Origin of the sequence: Aeromonas sp. R4-2, from assembly GCF_040908295.1 — a bacterium.
GTDB lineage: Bacteria > Pseudomonadota > Gammaproteobacteria > Enterobacterales > Aeromonadaceae > Aeromonas > Aeromonas veronii.
Genome location: NZ_JBFODL010000014.1, coordinates 761,912 through 776,894, shown reverse-complemented (window position 1 = coordinate 776,894; position 14,983 = coordinate 761,912). Strand labels below are relative to the sequence as shown.

Genomic DNA, 14,983 nt, shown 5'->3' with positions numbered 1-14,983 from the left:
GGTAACTAAACACTATGGCAAGTGTAGGTCTGTTTTTTGGCAGCGATACCGGTAACACCGAAGCTGTCGCCAAGATGATCCAGAAAGAGCTGGGCAAAAACCTGATTGAAGTCCGTGACATCGCCAAGAGCAGCAAGACCGACATCGAGAGCTTTGATCTGCTGATGTTCGGCATCCCGACTTGGTACTACGGCGAAGCCCAGGCCGACTGGGACGACTTCTTCCCCGATCTGGGCGAAATCGACTTCACCAACAAGCTGGTCGCCATCTTCGGTTGCGGTGATCAGGAAGACTATTCCGAGTACTTCCTCGACGCCATGGGCACCCTGCGTGACATCGTCGAAGCCAAAGGCGCCATCATCATCGGTCACTGGCCGACTGCCGGCTACGAGTTCGAAGCCTCCAAGGCACTGGTCGATGACAAGCACTTTGTCGGTCTGGGTATCGATGAAGATCGCCAGCCGGAGCTGACTGCCGAGCGCGTCAAGGGCTGGTGCAAGCAGCTGCACGAAGAGATGTGCCTGGGCGAGCTGGAGTAATCCGCTTCCCCTCATACCTCTGACAACAAGGGCCCTGACGGGCCCTTGTTGTATCTGCAAGTGGCGATGCCTGCCTTCATTCTCCCCTGTTATTCACCTCTGTGCTCCGGTTTGGCTCGCACATAGAGGGTGCGCTTGACCTGCGCCACCAGCTCGCCGCTCTTGTCCTGCACCGAGACCTCGAATTCTGGGAAGTGCTTGTTGCCACCTTCGGTCGCCGCCACGATTTCGGCCAACTTGCCCTCGGTCAGGTTAAACTCGGCCACCAGCTTGCCCTTGCCGGGCTTGATATAGTTGATGCTGCCCGCCTTGTCCCAGACGTAGTAGCGATTCTTGAAGTAGCCCATCAGCATCAGTGGATAGATGGGGTCTGTCATGGCAAACATGCTGCCGCCAAACTGGGTGCGGTTGGCATTCTTGTTCCACCAGCGGGATTTCAGGGTCACCCGGCAATAACGAAAGTCATCGCTCAGGGTCTCTATCTTGATACCGGCCCCCCAGAAAGGGGGCCAGGCGTTGAGTGCGCGGCGCACCCAGGCCGCATTGTCAAAAAGCCAATCCATGGATCTCATCCGACCAGAATATGAAAGTTACATCTTATCAACATCTGCCATGCCAGCAAGTCGGACGACACGATTGATTATTTCAATCCAACCGGCTATTTATGACTAAACCCCTTGAATTGCTGGGTTTATTTTTAGGGAGGCTACGACCTATAATGACAGGCCAAGCGAGTTCAAGGTTGCCATTCCTGCGGCAGTCCATCAGAATAACCCCACCTTCGAGAATGCGAATAAGTAGAATATGGCAGACAACAACCAAGCGTTAAAAAAGGCCGGGCTCAAGATCACCTTGCCCCGGGTCAAAATCCTGGAAATCCTGCAACAGCCGGACTGCCAGCACACCAGCGCCGAAGATCTCTATAAACGACTGATCGACCTGGGTGAAGAGATTGGTCTCGCTACCGTCTATCGCGTTCTCAACCAGTTTGATGATGCCGGTATCGTTACCCGTCACCACTTCGAAGGTGGCAAGTCGGTATTCGAGCTGGCCACTCAGGAGCACCACGACCACCTGGTTTGCCTCGACTGCGGCAAGGTGATCGAGTTCTCCGACGAAGTGATCGAACAGCGTCAGCGCGAGATCGCCAAGAAATTCAATATCCGTCTCACCAACCACAGCCTCTACCTCTACGGTCACTGTGCTACCGGTGAGTGCAAGCACGACGAATAAGTCGGCCGCGACTTGCAGATAACGGACAATAAAAAAGCCAGCTGATGCTGGCTTTTTTATTGTCCGGCGCAGGCCGCTGGCAGCACACAGGGCAGAGTCTCCCCTGCCCCATCGGCTTAGCCTTCGACTTTGCCCCAGGAGTCGCGCAGGGCAACGGTGCGGTTGAACACCAGATGCTCCGGGCTGGAGAGCTTGTTGTCGGCGCAGAAATAACCTTCACGCTCGAACTGGTAAGCCTGCTCCGGCTTGGCGTTCTTGAGCGAAGCCTCGACACGGGCCCCCTCGATAATCACCAGGGATTCCGGATTCAGCGCGGCTTCGAAGTCATCCTCGGCGCCCGGGTTCGGCACCTTGAACAGACGGTCGTAAAGACGCACTTCCGCTGGCAGGGAGTGAGTGGCGCTGACCCAGTGGATCACCCCTTTCACCTTGCGGCCATCGGCCGGATCCTTGCCCAGAGTCTCGGGGTCGTAGGAGCAGTAGATGCAGGTGACCTTGCCATCGGCATCTTTCTCGATGCGCTCGGCCTTGATCACATAGGCATTGCGCAGACGCACTTCCTTGCCCAGCACCAGACGCTTGAACTGCTTGTTCGCCTCTTCTTTGAAGTCCGCTTCATCGATGAAGATCTCGCGGGTGAAGTTCAACTCGCGGGTACCCATCTCGGCATTGCTCGGGTGAGCCGGGGCAGTCAGCACTTCGTCGGCAGCCAGGTTCTCGATGACCACTTTCACCGGATGCAGCACGGCCATGGCGCGCGGCGCATGCTCGTTGAGGTCTTCACGGATGCAGGCTTCCAGCATGCTCATCTCGACGATGTTGTCCTGCTTGGTGACGCCGATGCGCTTGCAGAACTCGCGGATGGAGGCCGGAGTGTAGCCACGGCGACGCAGACCGGAGACGGTCAGCATGCGCGGGTCATCCCAACCATCGACGTGTTTCTCGGTCACCAGCAGGTTCAGCTTGCGCTTGGACATGACGGTGTATTCGAGGTTCAGACGAGAGAACTCGTACTGACGGGGGTGGCAATCGATGGTGATGTTGTCCAGCACCCAGTCGTACAGACGGCGGTTGTCCTGGAACTCCAGGGTACAGATGGAGTGGGTGATCCCTTCCAGCGCGTCCGAGATGCAGTGGGTAAAGTCATACATCGGGTAGATGCACCACTTGTCACCGGTCTGGTGGTGGTGGGCAAACTTGATGCGGTAGATAACCGGATCACGCATCACCATGAAGGGGGATGCCATGTCGATCTTGGCGCGCAGGCAGGCGGTGCCTTCGGCGAACTCGCCGTTCTTCATTTTGGCAAACAGCGCCAGGTTCTCTTCCACACTGCGATCGCGGAACGGGCTGTTCTTGCCAGCTTCAGTCAGGGTGCCACGGTACTCGCGCATCTGCTCGGGCGTCAGCTCGTCCACATAGGCCAGACCCTTTTCAATCAGCTCGATGGCGTAGCCGTGCAGCTTGTCGAAATAGTCGGAGGAGTAGCAGATCTCGCCATTCCACTGGAAGCCGAGCCACTGTACGTCCTGCTTGATGGACTCTACGTACTCGATATCTTCCTTCACCGGGTTGGTGTCATCGAAACGCAGGTTGCACTGGCCCTGATAGTCGCGGGCGATGCCGAAGTTCAGGCAGATGGATTTGGCGTGGCCGATATGGAGATAACCGTTCGGCTCGGGCGGAAAACGGGTATGCACGCTGCTGTGCTTACCGCTGGCCAGATCTTCATCAATGATCTGACGAATAAAGTTAGTTGGGCTGTTCGCCTGACTCATGGCTCACCTCAAAAAAGCGTCACTGGCGGAAGTTGTGCCGGCTGGCACCCTCATCCCCCCGCCGTCAAGCCGGGTATGATCCCTTATTACGGGCGCTGTCTCAACCTGAATTTGGCACTTCCGGGCCATTTCCCGGCCATTGCACCGCTAAAAACGGCGTAGCTTGGCACATTGCACACTAAATGCATAAAAAAGCCCCGCACTGGGCGGGGCTGAAAGTGATGAAAAACACAAAACAGACAATTACACACAACAAAGGCTCACACGCACAGTCAACCTTTCCCAAACCCGATGCGCCATCGCACTTGGGAAAGGCGGGTCTTGCGACCCACCTCATGTTAACGGTTGACTGCTATCAGTTCAGTTCGGTGACGCGGCTGGTGCGCTTGCCATCGAAGCTGGTGGTACGCAGGTAGACCTTGCCATTCACACTCGGCTTGGCCGCGGCGTCATAGGCACTCCAGTTGGTACCGTCCAGACTGTACTGGATGGGCAGACCCGGCAGATCCACGTTCGCTTCCAGCACACCGTTCACTACCTTGGCACCCGGTACGGAGAGGCGGTATTCAACACCGGCCTGATCCAGTTTCGGCAGCACGCGCTGACCCAGTACGTTGGCAAACTGGTTCCACTCTTTGTTGAGGGTGGCCTTGTTGACGAACTTGGTCTCGCCGGAGAACTCGCGGTTCTTCACGTAATCCAGCTCGAAGCCACCTTTGTGCCAGGCACGCTCGGCCACGGAGAAGATACGCGGGTAGACCATGTACTCGTACTGAGCATCGGTACGCACGGTTTCACTCCACTGCTGACCGGAGATCCCCTTGAACTTGACCGGATCCTGGTCACCCTTGGCCACGAAGGCGTTGCCGTCGCGGTCAACCGAGGTCTCGGCGTTCTGCGGCAGGTTTTCCGGGGCGAAGGCAAACACCTTGCGAGTGTCGTTGAAACGGGTAGCCCAGTAGTAGCCACGTTCAGCCGGGTGTACTTCGTTCGGGAAGTCGAAGTAGAGGTAATCCGGGTTGGACAGCACCACTTGGTAACCCTTGTGGGCCCACTTCATCGCTTCGTTGAAGCCACCCCAGTAGAGGGTTTCCCAGAAATTAACACGGGTGTTGTCGGTGGCGAAGTCCTTGGCACCGCTGGCGTACTTCAGACCATCTTCCCACGCCTGCAGGGTAGAGAAGCCGCGGTCTTTGACCATCTGGCCCACTTCCTTGGCGAAGTAAACCGGCAGCTCGCCCACTTCCTTGATCTTGCCTTCGTCGATCATCTTCTGGCACATCGGGGACTTGCCAAACGGTTTGTCCTGCTTGCTGGAGTCGACGTTGCCTTTCCAGGCGACCAGCTCTTCTTTCTTGGTGACGGCCGGATCCTGATAGCCACCGCCCTGCATGATGTTCTTCGCCTCATCACCACCGTAGTGCCATGCGGTCAGCGGCTGACCGGCGGCCTGGTGCATCTGGGCAACTTCATCCATTACCTTGGCCACGAAGGTGGCAGCACCCGGCTGGCAAGGGTTGATGAAGGACATCTTGTCGTAGAACTGGACCGAGGTGACGTTGGAGGTGTCAGCCGGATCAGTCAGACGGAACTGGTTGGCTTCCGCTTCTTTGCCTTCCGCCATCAGACGCTTGTAGCGCGCTTCCATGGAGACCACGGCAGCACGGGCGTGAGCCGGCATGTTGATCTCGGGGATCACGGTCACACCGCGGGCCTTGGCATAACGCACCAGATCCACGTAGTCAGACTTGCTATAGAAACCGGAACCCTGGTTGTCGCTGGTCGGGCCGGAACCCAGTTGCGGCATCAGGCACTTGGTTTCGGACTCGTCGTGGCAACGCTGGCTACCGACCTGGGTCAGCTCTGGCAGACCCGGGATCTCCAGACGCCAGCCTTCATCGTTGGTCAGGCCAAGGTGCAGCACGTTGAGCTTCATGGCAGACATCTGGTCAACCAGCTTCTTCATGGTATCCAGACTGCGGAAGTGGCGGGCCACGTCGGTCTGCATGCCACGGTATTCAAAGCGCGGCGCATCCTCGACGGTCATCGGGCTCACCAGCTTGTCATCAACACCCAGCAGGGAGATCAGGGATTGTGCACCCCAGAATGCCCCGTCGATGTCGCGCCCCTGGATCACTGTGCCCTTCTGACCGATGGTCATGTCATAGCCTTCAGCCTGCTTGAGCTTGCTGCCGAGCTTGATGGTCACCGGGTAGCCGGTGTCGGAGAGGGTAACACCCAGCTTGGTCAGTTGAGCCTTCAGGGCCTCGGCGCGATCGCTCGGCAAGTCCAGGGCATTAAGCTTGATGGTAGAGAAGTCGATTTGCGGACCAGCCTTGACCACCTGCTTCATCGGGGTCGGCAGGATCTGGTTGTCAATCTTGCCCGCCGGCAGCAGGGTGCTGGTCTGGTTGGCCGCAAAACGGGTTTCGCTGTTCATCAGGATGTTCTTGTCATCCTTGGTACGCTTCCAGCCATCGGCCGGCATCGGCTTCTCGTAGGTGCTGGCATCATTGATGTTGCTCATGCTGGCCAGTACTTTCGGCTCGGCACCTTCGCTGGCGACATACCAGTTCGGCATGATGTCAGATTCGAACAGTACCCAGTATTCCACCACCAGCGGCACTTCGACCGTGGCATCCTTGGCAAAGCCCTGGAACTTCTCGGTTGGCGTCAAACGATAGAGATCGCCGGTCAGGTGAGTGATGGTGAACTGGTCGTTATCCACACGCTGGATACGACGGATGGAGGAGACGTAGATGCTCCAGTCTTTGGAGGTGACGTCAGCACCGGTATTGGTCAGGTGAAGCTTGGCAACGCCACAGCTCGCCCACTCGGAACCGAGTGCCTGGCAATCGAGGCCGGCACCGGCGCCATCGTTGGTGACCACTTCATACTTGACCACCAGGTTGTTGGCGAGGGAGTCGACCACGGCCTGCTTGGCGGCATCGGCTGCCTGGACCTGGCTGACAAAAACGGTAGACATGGCAATGGCTAACAGAGAATGTTTCAAGTTCATAACTGCTGCTCTCATTTGAAGTAAAGGTTGGATTTTCTTGGCTTTTTTATATAGGGCCCCTGAGCGGGGCCCTTAGTTATGTCAACAATGGACTTAGACTTGAGGTGAGCGAGTCGCTCGATTAACGCAGGGCTTTCATCTCACCGGCGATGATTTCGGCCAATGGGCCCAGAATCACCTGCAGGTTCTGCTCACCAAGTTTGACCACACCGGCCGCACCCAGGGCTTTCAGCTTGCGCTCATCGACGATGCTGCGGTCTTTCAGAGTCAGACGCAGACGGGTGATGCAGGCATCGATGGAGACCAGGTTCTCTTGACCACCCAGCACTTCCAGGTATTGCTTGGCCAGCTCGGTACGGTTGGTAGATTGAGCGGCAGCCGGAGCAGTATCTTCGTCATCTTCACGACCCGGGGTTTTCAGGTTCAGCTTGGCAATCACTACGCGGAACACGGTGTAGTAGAGGCCGAAGAAGACCAGACCCTGAGGGATCAGCATGTACCAGTTGGTCGCCAGCGGGTTACGGCTGGAGAGCACCATATCCACCAGACCGGCACTGAAACCGAAACCGGCCATCCACTGCATGGAGGCAGCGATGAACACGGAGATACCGGTCAGTACGGCGTGGATGACATACAGTACCGGCGCCACGAACATGAAGGAGAACTCGAGCGGCTCGGTAACACCGGTGAAGAAGGAGGCAAAGGCAGCTGCGATCATGATGGAAGCAACTTTCTCTTTGTTCTCTTTCTTGGCGGAGTGGTAGATGGCCAGAGCGGCACCCGGCAGACCGAACATCATGATGGGGAAGAAGCCAGCCTGGTACATACCGACCACGCCTTTCACCTGCTCCAGGCTCTTGCCAGCGGCCAGAGCGGCATCGATGGTAGCCTGACCACCCAGGAAGTTCGGGATGTCGTTGATACCGGCCACGTTGAACCAGAACACGGAGTTCAGGGCGTGGTGCAGACCGATCGGGATCAGCAGACGGTTGAAGAAGGCGTAGATACCGGCACCGGTAGAGCCCAGGCTCACGATGGACTCACCGAAGGAGACCAAACCACCGTAGATTGCCGGCCATACGGCCATCAGGATGAAGGATACAACGATCATCACTACGGAGGTTACGATCGGTACCAGACGACGACCGGAGAAGAAGGAGAGTGCCTTGTGCAGCTCGACGCTGCTGAAGCGGTTGTACAGCTCAGCGGCGATAACACCACACAGGATACCCACGAACTGGTTGCTGATCTTGGCAAACGCGGCAGGAACCTGCTCCACCGGGATGCTCTTGATCTGTGCCACAGCACCCGGGCTCAGCAGGGTGGTAACGACCAGGAAGCCGACCAGACCTGCCAGGGCAGCAGAACCGTCTTTATCCTTGGACATACCGTAGGCGACACCGACTGCGAACAGTACGGACATGTTATCGATAATGGCTGCGCCCGCTTTAATCAGGAAGGCAGCCAGCGCACTGTCACCACCCCAACCATTCGGGTCAATCCAGTAGCCAACCCCCATCAGGATCGCGGCGGCAGGCAATACCGCTACCGGCACCATCAGGGCACGGCCGATCTTTTGCAAATAACCGAGAATGTTCACGGTTCCTCTCCTTAGTTAATGTTTTTCTAGAAATTAAGTGCTTATCACGTTTGACGCATAAGCCATCAAGGCTTGATTGGCAGTCTAGGGCTTTTATTTCGCTGCGCAAATTAATAAACCGATAATCGTGATCGTTATCACCCAAACAAGATAAAGGTGGTGGATAGATGTGGCTTAGTTCGCAATCTTTATTTACGCTATAAAACAACTTGAATCCGTCTTAGCCAATTGCCACCGCCAAACCGGTCGCAACCCGACACAGAGGTATCCCATATGCGCCTGATCCCGTTGAAATCTGCCAGCCAAGTAGGCCTGTGGTCTGCTCGTTACATCGTTGACCGCATCAACGCGTTCAAGCCGACCAGCGATCGCCCTTTCGTACTGGGCCTGCCCACCGGTGGCACCCCGCTCAACACCTACAAGCGCCTGATCGAGTTGCACAAAGCCGGTGAAGTGAGCTTCCAGAACGTGGTCACCTTCAACATGGACGAGTACGTCGGCCTGCCGGAAGATCACCCGGAGAGCTACCACAGCTTCATGCACAACAACTTCTTCAGCCACATCGACATTCGTCCCGAGAACATCAACATCCTCAACGGCAATGCCGAGGATCTGGTGGCCGAGTGCAAGCGCTACGAAGACAAAATCAAGTCCTACGGCAAGATCCACCTGTTCATGGGTGGCGTGGGTAACGACGGCCACATCGCATTCAACGAGCCAGCCTCTTCCCTCTCCTCCCGCACCCGGGTCAAGACCCTGACCGAAGACACCCGTATCGCCAACTCCCGCTTCTTCGGTGGCGACATGGAGCAGGTGCCCAAGCTGGCCCTGACCGTGGGTGTCGGCACCCTGATGGATGCGGAGGAGATCATGATCCTGGTCACCGGTCACGGCAAGGCTCTGGCCCTGCAGGCCGCCGTGGAAGGCAGCGTCAACCACATGTGGACCATCTCCACCCTGCAACTGCATCCGAAGGGAATGATGGTGTGCGACGAGCCCTCCACCATGGAGCTCAAGGTCAAGACCGTTCGCTACTTCCAGCAACTGGAAGCCGCCAACATCGGCCGTCTGTAAGGAGTCGTCATGTACGCATTGACCAACTGCACCCTCTACACCGGCAGCTGCGTGCTGACCGGCTACGGGGTGCTTATCGAGGGCGACAAGATTGTCGCCATCTCTCACCTGGCCGAACTGCCTGCGGGCATCGAGCAGATTGACCTCAAAGGCGCCAACCTGACCCCAGGTTTTATCGATGTGCAGCTCAACGGCTGTGGCGGGGTGATGTTCAACACCGACATCACGGTCGAGACCCTGGCAACCATGCAGGCGGCCAACCTCAAATCCGGTACCACCAGCTTCCTGCCGACCCTGATCACCAGTCCGGATGCGGATATGAAGCAGGCCGTTGCGGTGACCCGTGACTACATGGCGGCACACCCCAACGAGGTGCTGGGCGTCCATCTGGAAGGGCCTTACACCAACCTCAAGCGCAAGGGGATCCACCCTGCCGCGCAAATTCGCCAGCCAGCGGACGAGATGATCGACTTCTTCTGCGCCAACTCGGATGCCATCACCAAGATCACCCTGGCCCCGGAGCGCAACGAGCCGGCCCATATCCGCCGTCTGGTGGAAGCGGGCATTCTGGTCTCGGCCGGTCACACTGCCGCCAGTTACGATCAGGCCATGGCCGGGTTCGATAACGGTATTCGCTTTGCGACCCACCTCTACAACGCCATGACCCCGACCCTCAACGGTCGCGAGCCGGGCGTAGTGGGCGCCATCTACGATCGCAAGGATGTCTATGCGGGCATCATCGTCGATGGCCACCATGTGCACTGGGCCAACGTGCGTCTGGCTCACAAGGCGCTGGGGGAGCGACTGGTGCTGGTCACCGATGCCACCGCAGCAGCCGGAGCGCCGGAAGGCTTTGAGAAATTTGATTTTTGTGGCACCACCGTCTTTTTACGCGATGGTCAGTGTGTCGACGAGAATGGTACACTCGGCGGTTCCTCCCTCACCATGATTGAGGGGGTGGAAAATCTGGTCAAGCAGGTCGGATTACCGCTCGATGAAGCACTGAGAATGGCCAGCCTCTACCCCGCTCGCGCCATTGGATGGGACTCACGTCTCGGTAGTATCCAGGTCGGTAAAGTAGCCAACCTCACTGTCTTCGATCAGGACTTCACGGTCCGTGGGACCGTGGTTAACGGACACTACACACAACAGTGACATCATGACTGGCGGACAAATAGCAAACGTAGATCTTATCAAGCAGGTCAACAGTGCAGCCGTGTATCGGCTCATCGACCTGCAAGGCCCCATCTCCCGGGTCAAGATTGCCGAGTTGAGTCAGCTGGCCCCGGCCAGCGTGACCAAAATAACCCGGCAACTGATCGAGCATGGCCTGATCAAGGAGACCTCTCCGCAAGCCTCAACCGGAGGGCGGCGTGCCATCTCCCTGACCACCATCAAACATCGCTTTCAGTTTGTCTCTGCCAAGCTGGGCCGCGGCTACCTGCAACTGAGTCTCTATGACCTCGATGGCAAGGAGCTCGACCAGCACGTCATTCAGGTGACCGAGATCGACCAGCAACCCGTGGTCGACATGCTGCTGCGAGAGATTGGCGCCTTTATCGATGCCAACCGCGAACGTTGTCGCAACCTCATCAGCATCGCGCTGACCATGCCGGGTCTGGTCAACCCGGAATCCGGCATGGTCATCTACACCCCCAAGTACCAGATCCGCAATCTGGGACTGGCGAAGCTGCTTGAGAACCACTTCAACCTCCCCTGCTACGTGGGCAACGACACCCGCTCTCTGGCACTGGCCGAACACTTCTTCGGTGAGTCCCGCGACTGCATGGACTCCATTCTGGTAAGTGTCCACCAGGGAACGGGCTCCGGGATCATCACCAAGGGTCAGGTGTTCCTCGGCCAGAACCGCAACGTCGGCGAGATCGGCCACATCCAGGTCGAGCCCCTCGGCAAGCGCTGCCACTGTGGCAACTTCGGCTGCCTCGAGACCATCGCCTCCAACGAAGCGATCATCGACAAGGTGAAGGAGCTCATCAGCCGCGGTCACCAGAGCGCGCTGCAAGAGAAGCACATCACCATTCAGGAGGTGTGCAAGGCTGCGCTGGCAGGCGATGAACTGGCCCGCAGCGTGATCGAGAACGTGGGTGAGCATCTGGGACGAGCCGTGGCCATCACGGTCAACCTGTTCAACCCGCAGAAGGTGCTGATCGCCGGCGAAATCACCGCCGCCGAAGAGATCCTCTTCCCGGCTATCCGTCGCTGCGTCGAGCATCAATCACTTCCGAGCTTCCACCGTGGCCTGCCCATCGTGAAAGCCCGCTTCCAGAACCAGCCGACCTATGGCGGCTTTGCACTGGTCAAGCGCGCCCTGCTGGAGGGAGATCTGCTGCAGATCATCATGGAGCAGAAGTAAGACACTGATCTTGCGAGATAACAAAACGGCAGCCACTGGCTGCCGTTTTCTATTGTGTGCTTGCTGGCGATTTAGCCCGCCCGACATGGCTTGAACAGATCCAGCTTGTTGTCGTAAACACTCGTCTGCACATCCATGATCCCCAGCATGGAGTGAAAGAGGTTGTCATGGGAGAAGCGCTGACTGCTCGCCTCCGCCGCCAGGCAACCCATATCCAGCTGGCGATCGGCCTGTAACTGGGGCGAGAACCAGGTCAGCAGCGGCACCCGGGTCTGATCATCCGGCGCAAATTTGTAGGGCGTGCCGTGCAGATAGAGCCCCATAGCCCCAAGGGATTCGCCGTGATCGGAGAGATAGACCAGTCCCACATCGTACTGGCTCTCCAGCGACTTGAGCTTGTCTATCAGCAGCCCCACCACCTTGTCGGTGTAGCGGATGGTGTTGTCATAGGTGTTGACCAGCTCTTCGTTGCTGCAGTTTTCGATGTCGCTGCGCGGGCAGTCGGGCACGAATACCCGATCAGTGGCAGGATAGCGGCGATAGTAGGTCGGGCCATGGCTGCCCATCAGGTGAAAAGCCACCAGCTTGTTGCCCTTCATGCCGGCAATCTGCTGATCCAGCCCCTCCAGCAGCACCTCGTCATAGCAAGACTCCCCCTGACAGAGCGCAGGATAGGATTTGGGGAGGATCTCGATGGTCGGCACATTGCGGCACACCCCTTTGCAACCGCCATCGTTCTCTTTCCACAACACCGAGACTCCAGCATGTTGCAGCACATCGAGCAGGCCGTCACGGGAGCTGGCAAGCTGGTCATCGTAGCCGCGGCGCGTGAGGTTGGAGAACATGCAGGGCACCGAGACGGCGGTGGCCGTGCCGCAGGAGCGCACATCCCTGAACGACACCACCCCCTGCTCTTTGGCCGTGAAGCTGTTGGTCGCCTTGCCATACCCGTTAAGGGAGTAGTTCTGGCTGCGCGCCGTCTCCCCCACCACCAGGAACATCAAAGTCGGCTTGCTTCCCCGGGCCACCACCCTGGCATCTGTCCCCAGATGCTGGTAGGGGATCGGCGTGGCAAACAGCACATCCCGCCCATATTTGTAGAGGCCGTGCACATAGTTGGCGGGCACAATCTCTTTGGCCAGAGACTTGTTGTTGCGCCCGACCGAGGCGTAATCCTGATAGTAAAGTGACGCGACGCCCCCGATAAACAGCAGAGAGATAGCCAGTGCACCAGCCCGCAACGCCACCCCCTGATACCAGCGAGCCGGATAGCGGATCCGCAGTGACCAGAGCACCAGAACAGGCAACAGCCCGGTCAGCAGAAACCAGAGTGCAACCGAGCCATTCAAATAGGCCCCGGCCTCACCACTGTTGGTCTCCACTATGTTCTGGATCATGCCTGCATCAAAGATGACGCCGTATTTGAGCATGGCGTAGCTGACGATGGAGCCAGTCAAAATGAGCACGGTAAAAAAGGGCTTGAGCACAAACCGGAACGTGAAGGGAATAAACACGGCATTGAGCGCCGCGATCAGCACCAGCGGGATCGAGATGGCAAATCCGGCTTTGACATGGGTCAGGGCGCTGAGCACCGTATAGAAATGCAAAAAGATTGGCCAATTCAGTACCAGGGCGAAAAAGAGTACCAGCAACAGATTGGTCTGCAGTACACCGAGAGTTACACGCATAAACAACTCCTACATACCGGCCTGCAGTGCAGCGGGCCGGCCAAGCCAACAAAAACGACGGGGCCAGCGTAGGAAGTAAAACTTAAGCGCGAATTAAGAGGAGCAGCACGGCGCTCGTGCGCCCCATCACAGCACGGGGTGCTCCGCAGCACCGAAATGGATTTTTAGTTGTCTATCCATCGGATTTTGCTAGCTTGTTGAGTAGGCATTCACGAAATGCAGGTTAACCGATGGCACTGATCCAAGCCTCGATAGAGCAATTGAGAGTAGGCCACTATATCCATCTCCCCACGGGATGGACCAACCACCCGTTTATGTTCAATACCTTCAAGATCAAGGATCAGCAGCAACTCGACATTCTCCGTCATCTTGATCTCACCCTGCTGATGGTCGACCCCGACAAGAGCGATCTGCCCATCGAGCCGCTGCTGCGCGGCGATATCCCGGATGCCGGGCCTGACCTTGACGAGTTGGAAGAGCTGATTGCCTCGGGCCCGCCCCCCTTTGACGAGAAAGCCTTTCGCCGCTCCATGCGCGCCGCCGACAAAGCCTTTGGCCAATCCATGAGCGAGCTGCGTGATGCTCTCGGGGCGCTGAACCTCAAACCGGATGAAGGGCTGGCCAATACCGCCCAGATCGTCCGCAATGCCGCCTTCACCCTCAGTCAGCACGAAGGGCCTCTCGGGCTCCACCTTATTCGCAGCCCCCACACCGATATCCTGTTGCAGCACAGCCTCAACGTCGCCTTTATCGCCATGCTGATGGCCCGCGAACTCGGCATGAACCCCATCGAGATTGAGGAGACGGGACTTGCGGGACTTATCCACGACATCGGCGAACTGAAAATCCCGAGCCAGATCACCCAAAAACGCGGGGATCTCAACAAGGCCGAGCAGAACTTCCTCAATATGCATCCCCAGTACGGATTTGACATGCTGACCCAGCTCAACGCCTTTGAACCGAAAATCCGTCAGGTCGCCCATCTGCACCACGAGCGGCTCGACGGCAGCGGTTATCCGCTCGGGATCAAGGGCGGGGAGATCCCGCCGCTGGCGCGATTGATCGGGCTGGTCGACTTCTACGACGAGCTGCTCCATCCCCGCAACAGCGGCAACCCGGCCGCGCCGGGTCAGGCCATCAGCCAGCTCTACAAGTTATCCCAGAAAAAGTTCGACCAGAATCTGGTCAAGTTGTTGATCAAAGTGCTGGGAGTCTATCCGCCAGGATCACTGGTGAAACTCTCGGACGAGAGCATTGCGTTGGTGCTATCCACCGAGCCCACCATGCCCCTCAAGCCGAAGATCCTGCCCTATATCAAGGCCCAGCGGCCAGAAGCCGTCGCCATGATCGACCTGCGGGAAGACGAGCGTATTATTACCGGAGTATTGAAACAGGAAGAACTGGATGAGGGACAACGGCAGTTCTTCAACCTGACCCGCCGCTTCTGCTACTACTTTGCATTCTGAGTTATCCCCAGAAGCTGGGGATAACTCATTGGACAAACCGGAATAATTGCTCAAACCCCCATCAGAAGGTTGCCAACTGACCATGTATAAAAAACGCCCAGCCAAGGGCCGGGCGGAGCATGCCACCTCCGTGTGGCGTATCCAGCGGATACATTCATGCTCCATCCATCAATATCAACCCGCTGCCGCTTACACAAATATCAATTTAACAT

11 protein-coding genes are annotated in these 14,983 nt (G+C 57.5%); 6 read left to right on the top strand and 5 right to left on the bottom strand.

Annotated elements, in window-relative coordinates; genetic code table 11:
- Positions 1-14 precede the first annotated feature (14 nt).
- A complete protein-coding gene (gene fldA, locus AB5Y99_RS14005; RefSeq protein ID WP_368209937.1) occupies positions 15-539 on the top strand; it encodes a flavodoxin FldA in 525 nt (174 codons plus the stop codon).
- An 89-nt stretch (positions 540-628) separates the two neighbouring features.
- Here fldA and AB5Y99_RS14000 read toward each other — a convergent pair whose 3' ends face one another.
- Positions 629-1,102, bottom strand: coding sequence for a DUF4442 domain-containing protein (locus AB5Y99_RS14000; RefSeq protein ID WP_058056010.1), 474 nt, complete (start codon positions 1,100-1,102; stop codon positions 629-631).
- A 241-nt stretch (positions 1,103-1,343) separates the two neighbouring features.
- Between AB5Y99_RS14000 and fur the strand changes: the two genes are divergently transcribed.
- Complete coding sequence (gene fur, locus AB5Y99_RS13995) at positions 1,344-1,772, top strand: ferric iron uptake transcriptional regulator (protein ID WP_005334301.1); 429 nt, start codon at positions 1,344-1,346, stop codon at positions 1,770-1,772.
- A gap of 116 nt (positions 1,773-1,888) precedes the next feature.
- On the opposite strand, the gene glnS is transcribed toward fur, so the two are convergent.
- From glnS to nagE, 3 genes are all read right to left on the bottom strand, one after another.
- A complete protein-coding gene (glnS, locus tag AB5Y99_RS13990) occupies positions 1,889-3,550 on the bottom strand; it encodes a glutamine--tRNA ligase (protein WP_005334302.1) in 1,662 nt (553 codons plus the stop codon).
- Positions 3,551-3,905: 355 nt separating this feature from the next.
- Positions 3,906-6,569, bottom strand: coding sequence for a beta-N-acetylhexosaminidase (locus AB5Y99_RS13985; RefSeq protein WP_021231105.1), 2,664 nt, complete (start codon positions 6,567-6,569; stop codon positions 3,906-3,908).
- A gap of 121 nt (positions 6,570-6,690) precedes the next feature.
- Positions 6,691-8,169, bottom strand: a complete 1,479-nt coding sequence (gene nagE / locus AB5Y99_RS13980) for an N-acetylglucosamine-specific PTS transporter subunit IIBC (RefSeq protein WP_021231106.1) — start codon at positions 8,167-8,169, stop codon at positions 6,691-6,693.
- 273 nt (positions 8,170-8,442) lie between these two features.
- On the opposite strand from nagE, the gene nagB reads away from it, so the two are divergent.
- Genes nagB through AB5Y99_RS13965 form a run of 3 tightly spaced genes read left to right on the top strand, consistent with a single transcriptional unit; the run spans position 8,443 to position 11,617 of the window.
- A complete protein-coding gene (gene nagB, locus AB5Y99_RS13975; protein ID WP_005334308.1) occupies positions 8,443-9,243 on the top strand; it encodes a glucosamine-6-phosphate deaminase in 801 nt (266 codons plus the stop codon).
- Positions 9,244-9,252: 9 nt separating this feature from the next.
- Entirely contained in the window at positions 9,253-10,398 is a 1,146-nt protein-coding gene (gene nagA / locus AB5Y99_RS13970; protein ID WP_236316681.1) for an N-acetylglucosamine-6-phosphate deacetylase, read from the top strand.
- A gap of 4 nt (positions 10,399-10,402) precedes the next feature.
- Positions 10,403-11,617 (top strand): ROK family protein, encoded by a 1,215-nt coding sequence (locus tag AB5Y99_RS13965; protein ID WP_005334312.1) that lies wholly within the window; start codon positions 10,403-10,405, stop codon positions 11,615-11,617.
- A gap of 71 nt (positions 11,618-11,688) precedes the next feature.
- On the opposite strand, the gene AB5Y99_RS13960 is transcribed toward AB5Y99_RS13965, so the two are convergent.
- Positions 11,689-13,305, bottom strand: coding sequence for a phosphoethanolamine transferase (locus AB5Y99_RS13960; RefSeq protein WP_110302868.1), 1,617 nt, complete (start codon positions 13,303-13,305; stop codon positions 11,689-11,691).
- A gap of 230 nt (positions 13,306-13,535) precedes the next feature.
- On the opposite strand from AB5Y99_RS13960, the gene AB5Y99_RS13955 reads away from it, so the two are divergent.
- Positions 13,536-14,771 carry an HD-GYP domain-containing protein gene (locus tag AB5Y99_RS13955; protein WP_368209935.1) on the top strand — a complete coding sequence of 412 codons (1,236 nt, stop codon included), beginning with the start codon at positions 13,536-13,538 and terminating at the stop codon, positions 14,769-14,771.
- Positions 14,772-14,983 lie beyond the last annotated feature (212 nt).

Excerpts from the sequence above, each read along its gene's own strand:
- fldA (WP_368209937.1), top strand. The coding sequence starts at position 15 with ATGGCAAGTGTAGGTCTGTTTTTTGGCAGCGATACCGGTAACACCGAA.
- glnS (WP_005334302.1), bottom strand. The coding sequence starts at position 3,550 with ATGAGTCAGGCGAACAGCCCAACTAACTTTATTCGTCAGATCATTGAT.
- AB5Y99_RS14000 (WP_058056010.1), bottom strand. The coding sequence starts at position 1,102 with ATGGATTGGCTTTTTGACAATGCGGCCTGGGTGCGCCGCGCACTCAAC.
- AB5Y99_RS13960 (WP_110302868.1), bottom strand. The coding sequence starts at position 13,305 with ATGCGTGTAACTCTCGGTGTACTGCAGACCAATCTGTTGCTGGTACTC.
- AB5Y99_RS13955 (WP_368209935.1), top strand. The coding sequence starts at position 13,536 with ATGGCACTGATCCAAGCCTCGATAGAGCAATTGAGAGTAGGCCACTAT.
- fur (WP_005334301.1), top strand. The coding sequence starts at position 1,344 with ATGGCAGACAACAACCAAGCGTTAAAAAAGGCCGGGCTCAAGATCACC.
- AB5Y99_RS13985 (WP_021231105.1), bottom strand. The coding sequence starts at position 6,569 with ATGAACTTGAAACATTCTCTGTTAGCCATTGCCATGTCTACCGTTTTT.
- AB5Y99_RS13965 (WP_005334312.1), top strand. The coding sequence starts at position 10,403 with ATGACTGGCGGACAAATAGCAAACGTAGATCTTATCAAGCAGGTCAAC.
- nagA (WP_236316681.1), top strand. The coding sequence starts at position 9,253 with ATGTACGCATTGACCAACTGCACCCTCTACACCGGCAGCTGCGTGCTG.
- nagB (WP_005334308.1), top strand. The coding sequence starts at position 8,443 with ATGCGCCTGATCCCGTTGAAATCTGCCAGCCAAGTAGGCCTGTGGTCT.